This window comes from Trujillonella humicola, assembly GCF_046233715.1.
In the GTDB taxonomy this organism is placed as follows: Bacteria; Actinomycetota; Actinomycetes; order Mycobacteriales; family Geodermatophilaceae; genus Trujillonella; species Trujillonella humicola.
Genome location: NZ_JBJNRJ010000019.1, coordinates 1 through 4,671, shown reverse-complemented (window position 1 = coordinate 4,671; position 4,671 = coordinate 1). Strand labels below are relative to the sequence as shown.

General features: G+C 78.2%; 4 protein-coding genes and 1 riboswitch. Of the genes, 2 read left to right on the top strand and 2 right to left on the bottom strand.

Going from position 1 to position 4,671, the window contains the following annotated elements:
- The first annotated feature begins 151 nt into the window (after window positions 1–151).
- The gene (locus tag ACK586_RS11825) at window positions 152–1,006 is read left to right on the top strand and encodes an SDR family oxidoreductase (protein WP_409330678.1); all 855 of its coding nucleotides are present in this window, start codon (window positions 152–154) and stop codon (window positions 1,004–1,006) included.
- On the opposite strand, the gene ACK586_RS11820 is transcribed toward ACK586_RS11825, so the two are convergent.
- Window positions 1,003–2,049 (bottom strand): nitronate monooxygenase, encoded by a 1,047-nt coding sequence (locus tag ACK586_RS11820; RefSeq protein ID WP_409330677.1) that lies wholly within the window; start codon window positions 2,047–2,049, stop codon window positions 1,003–1,005. The two genes, ACK586_RS11825 and ACK586_RS11820, sit on opposite strands and share 4 nt — an antisense overlap.
- A 107-nt stretch (window positions 2,050–2,156) precedes the next feature.
- Between ACK586_RS11820 and ACK586_RS11815 the strand changes: the two genes are divergently transcribed.
- Window positions 2,157–2,960 (top strand): SRPBCC family protein, encoded by an 804-nt coding sequence (locus ACK586_RS11815; RefSeq protein ID WP_409330676.1) that lies wholly within the window; start codon window positions 2,157–2,159, stop codon window positions 2,958–2,960.
- A 41-nt stretch (window positions 2,961–3,001) separates the two neighbouring features.
- Here ACK586_RS11815 and ACK586_RS11810 read toward each other — a convergent pair whose 3' ends face one another.
- Window positions 3,002–4,165, bottom strand: coding sequence for a C40 family peptidase (locus ACK586_RS11810; RefSeq protein ID WP_409330675.1), 1,164 nt, complete (start codon window positions 4,163–4,165; stop codon window positions 3,002–3,004).
- A 34-nt stretch (window positions 4,166–4,199) separates the two neighbouring features.
- A riboswitch (cyclic di-AMP (ydaO/yuaA leader) is annotated at window positions 4,200–4,296 on the bottom strand.
- Window positions 4,297–4,671: the final 375 nt, after the last annotated feature.

Here is a 4,671-nt window from a genome sequence, read left to right as displayed (position 1 = left end):
TCAACCCAGGGTTGACGTCCCGGCGAAGTGGCCACTTCGGCGGGAAGGGCCGGCCGGGGAAGAGGTTGAAGGTTGGAACACCTCGGGAGCGCGCGGGGTTGCGGCCCGCAGGGGCACGCCGGTGCCCGTCGATGCACCGCAGGAGGAACGCATGTCGATCGTCGTCACCGGGGCCACCGGGCACCTGGGCCGCCTCGTGGTCGAGGAGTTGCTGGCGCGAGGTGTCCCGGCGGAGGACGTCGTCGCCGGCGGCCGCCGGGTCGAGGAGCTGACCGGCCTGGCCGCCCGCGGTGTCCGCGTCGCGCGGATCGACTACGACGACGCGGCGACGGTCGACGCCGCCCTGTCCGCCGGCGACCGGCTGCTGCTCGTCTCCGGCTCCGACCCGGCCGCCCGGGTGCAGCAGCACCGCACCGTCCTCGACGCCGCCGCCCGCACCGGCGTCGCGCTGGTCGCCTACACCAGCATCCTGCGCGCCGAGGACAGCCCGCTCGCGCTGGCCGGGACGCACCGGCAGACCGAGGCCGACGTGCGGGCCAGCGGCGTCCCGTTCGTCCTGCTCCGCAACGGGTGGTACACCGAGAACTACGCGCAGGCCCTGCAGGAGGCCGCCGCCACCGGCACCGTCTCGGCGAGCGCCGGGGACGGCCGGGTGGCCAGCGCGGCCCGCGCCGACTACGCCGCCGCGGCCGCCGCGGTCCTGGCCGGCGAGGGGCACGAGGGCCGGGTGTACGAGCTCTCCGGCGACACCGCCTGGACCTTCGACGAGCTCGCCGCCGCCTGCGCCGAGGTGCTCGGCCGCGAGGTCTCCTACCGGCGGCTCACCACGGACGAGCACGTCGCCGTCCTCACCGGGGTGGGGCTGGACGAGCCGACCGCGCGCTTCGTCGCCGGCATGGACGCCGCCATCGCGCAGGGTGCCCTCGAATCGGCCACCGGCGACCTCTCCCGGCTGGCCGGCCGACCCACGACCCCGCTGCCCGAGGCGCTGCGCCCGCTGGTCTAGGAGCGGGCCGCGGCCAGCGCCTCCCGGGCCTCGGCGGCCAGCCGGGCGACCAGCTCACCGGCCGGCACGGCCTCGGCGAGCCGGTGCGCCTGGCCGGCCCACAGGTGCAGCTCCTCGGCGTCTCCGGCCGCCCGCGCCGCCGCCCGCAGCGGCTGGGTCAGCGCGTGCACGTCGGGATAGGCGGCCGGGGCGTCGGCGGGGAGCTCCGCCGTCGCCCGGTTCACCAGCGCGCGGGCGCGCCGGCCGGTGAACACCCGCGTGACGGTGGTCGGCCGGTCCCCGGCGAGCGCGGCGGCGTGCACCGGGGCCGTGCCGGCTTCGGGGCAGCGCAGGAACGCCGTCCCGAGTTGGGCCAGGGACGCGCCGGCGGCCAGCACGGCCGCGACGCCGCGCCCGTCGGCGATCCCGCCGGCGGCGATCAGCGGCAGGCCGGTGACCCGGCGGACCAGGGCGAGCAGCGGGAGCAGCCCCAGCTGCGCGGGCTCGGCGTCGGACCCGCCGCCGCGGTGCCCGCCGGCCTCCCAGCCCTGGACGACGAGCGCGTCGGCACCGGCCGCGGTTGCCGCGACCGCGTCCTCCGGCGAGGTGACCGTGAGCCAGACCGGCACCCCCGCGGCGTGCAGCACCTCCACCGAGCGGGCCGGGGGCAGGCCGAAGGCGAAGGAGACGACGGCCGGCCGCAGCCGGGCGAGGACGTCGACCTTCGCGTCGTGCTCGTCGTCGGTGTGCACCGGCTCGCCCAGCCGGGCGCCCAGGGCGGCCGCGCGCGGCGCCAGCAGCTCCGCGTACGCGCCCACCCGGGCCGCCTCCTCCGGCGGGGTCGGGGTCGGGCTGAAGACGTTGACGCCGAAGGCCGCCGAGCTGAGCCCGCGCAACCGGCTGGCCTCCTCGGCCACGTCGTCGGCGGTGCGGTAGCCGGCGGCCAGGAAGCCCAGGCCGCCGGCCTCCCCGACGGCCGCGGCCAGCGCGGCGGTGGACGGCCCGCCGGCCATCGGGGCGGCGACGACCCGGGCGGGGACCGGGGGCAGGGGCAGCGCGGTCACGCCGGCCAGCCTGCCCGGGGCGGCGCGCCGTCGGGGCGTCGGGTCACGAGGAGAGGGGTATGCCCGCGCCGTCCGGCTTCCGGAGCCCCGACCCGAGGAGGAACGGCATGACCACGAAGGTCGAGAAGTCGATGCAGGTGGACGTCCCGCTGCGGACCGCGTACGACCAGTGGACGCAGTTCGAGGACTTCCCCGCGTTCATGGGCGGCGTGCGGGAGGTGCGCCAGGTCGACGACGCGCACCTGCACTGGGTGGCCGAGATCGGCGGCGTCCGCCGCGAGTGGGACGCGACCGTGCTGGAGCAGGTACCCGACTCGAAGGTCGCCTGGGCGGCCACGAGCGGCGCCACCAACGCCGGCGCGGTCCGGTTCGAGCCGGCCGGCCCGGGCTCGACGATCGTGCACCTGGAGCTGGAGTACGAGCCCGAGGGCCTGGTCGAGAAGGCCGGCGACGCCCTGGGGATCGTCGAGCGCCAGGTGCGCTCGGACCTCGAGCGGTTCAAGGCCCTGGTCGAGAGCGAGGGGTACGCCAGCGGCGCCTGGCGGGGCGCCATCAACGAGCACCTCGACGTCGGCACGCCCGGCGCGGACGCCGCCGTCGGGTCGCACGGCGACAGCGGCAAGGCCGGCGTCTCGGGCAAGGCGGTCGCCGCCGGCGCGGCCGCGGTCGCCGGGGCGGCCGCCGCGGCGGTGGCGGCGACGCGGTCGGGCACCGAGCGACCGGAGCGGGAGACCGCGGCGGTACCGCCGGCGCCCCGGGAGACCGCGGTGGTCGAGGAGACCGTGGTCGTCGGCGAGGTCGTCCCGGGCGAGGGCGCCCCGGGACAGCCGGCCGTCGTCATCGAGGAGGACGTGCTGCTCGACGGGCCGGTCGAGCCCGACGTCCCCGGGGACCGGGGCCGCGGCGCCTGAGCGGCCGGCGGGGCCCCCGGCCGCTCGGCGGTCGGCGGGACTCAGACGATGCGGCGGGCGCTGTTGTAGCCCGGCATCGAGTCGACCGGGGCGACCTTCACCGGCTGCCCGTAGGTGGAGGCGTGCACCGTCTGCCCGTTGCCGATGTACATGCCGACGTGGCTGACCGGGCTGTAGAAGAACACCAGGTCGCCGGGCTGCAGGTCCGCCCGGGACACCGGGGTGCCCATCTGCGACTGCATCCGGCTGGAGTGCGGCAGCGAGATCCCGGCCGCCCGGTAGGCGTACGAGGTGAGCCCGGAGCAGTCGAAGGCGTCGGGTCCGGCCGCTGCCCAGACGTAGGGGTCGCCACGCTGGGCCAGCGCCGTGTCCACGGCCACCTGCGCCGCCGGACCGGGCGCGCGGACCGTGACCGGCGGCGGAGGTGCGGCGGGGGCCGGACGGGCCGGCTGCGCCGACGGGGCGGGAGCCGGCTGCCCGGCGGACGGTGCAGGAGCCGGGGCGGCGTCGTCCCCGGCCTGCCCGGCGGCGGCCTGCGCGGCGGCCTCCGCGGCGGCCTCGGCGGCGGCCCGTTCGGCCGCCTCCCGGGCCGCCCGCTCCTCGGCGACCAGCCGGTCGTAGTCGGCCTGGAACGCCGCGACCTGCTCCTGGAGGGCGGCCTGCTGGGCGGTGACCTCGTCGAGCAGCGCCCGGGCCTGGACGGCGGCGGCCTCGGCCTGCGCCCGCGCGGACGCGGCGGCCTCGTCGCCGGCGACCGCCTGGTCGAGGACGCCGTTGGTGTGGTCGGCGATGGTCTGCAGGAACGCCACCCGGTCCAGCAGGTCGTCGGGCGACTCGCTGGTGAGCACCGCCTGCAGCGTGCCGAGCCGCTCGCCGGTCCAGACGCTGCGGGCGACGTCACGGACGTCGTCGCGTGCGCCGGCCAGCGCCGCCTCCGCGGCCGCGACCGCCTCGGCCGCGGCAGTCGCGTCGGCCTCGGCGGCGCGCAGCCGCTCGCGGGCCTCGTTGAACTCCTCGGTCACCACCTCGAGGTCGTGCGCCCGAGCGGCCAGCAGCTCGCCGGCTTCCTGGGAGCTGGTGGGGGCCTGGTCCTCGGGAGCGGCCAGCGCCGGGGCCGGCGCGATGGCCAGGCTGCCCGCGGCGGCGAGGACGAGGAGGGTGCGGGTGCCGGGGAGCCGGCGGGCGGGGACGTGCGAGCGCGCCATGGGGCGGCGGTGTTCCTCTCTTCCACGGCCGCCTACCGGGTTAGCTGACGGGTTCGGGCGGGAAGACGCCCGGCACGGCGGCCGCCTGCGGCCACGCGTGCTTCACCCCGGGACTGCGATGGGTCCCCGGTCCCTCGGCCGGCCGGCTGCCGGCAGGGAGTTCGGCGGCGTCCGGCCGGCCGCTCCTGGCGGAGCGGGACGCACCGCCCGGACCCGGGGAACGGTAGGCGTGCTCGTCGCGACACACCGTGCCTCGGGAACGAGATCGTCCGTGATCGCGGGCGTGGCGCCGCGCGTCCCTGACGCTGCGTGGTCGCCACGCCCGGCAGCGCCTCGCCGGCGGCCGGGCGACCGGGCGACCGGGCGACCGGGCGGACGGGCGGACGGGCGGACGGGCGAGGAGGGCGGTAGTAACGACCTGAGCGGGTTGGAGATTCAGGACATCCCCCTGGTGGGGTGAACGGGCTTGGTGTCCCAACCCGACCAGGAGGATGTCGTGTCGAACC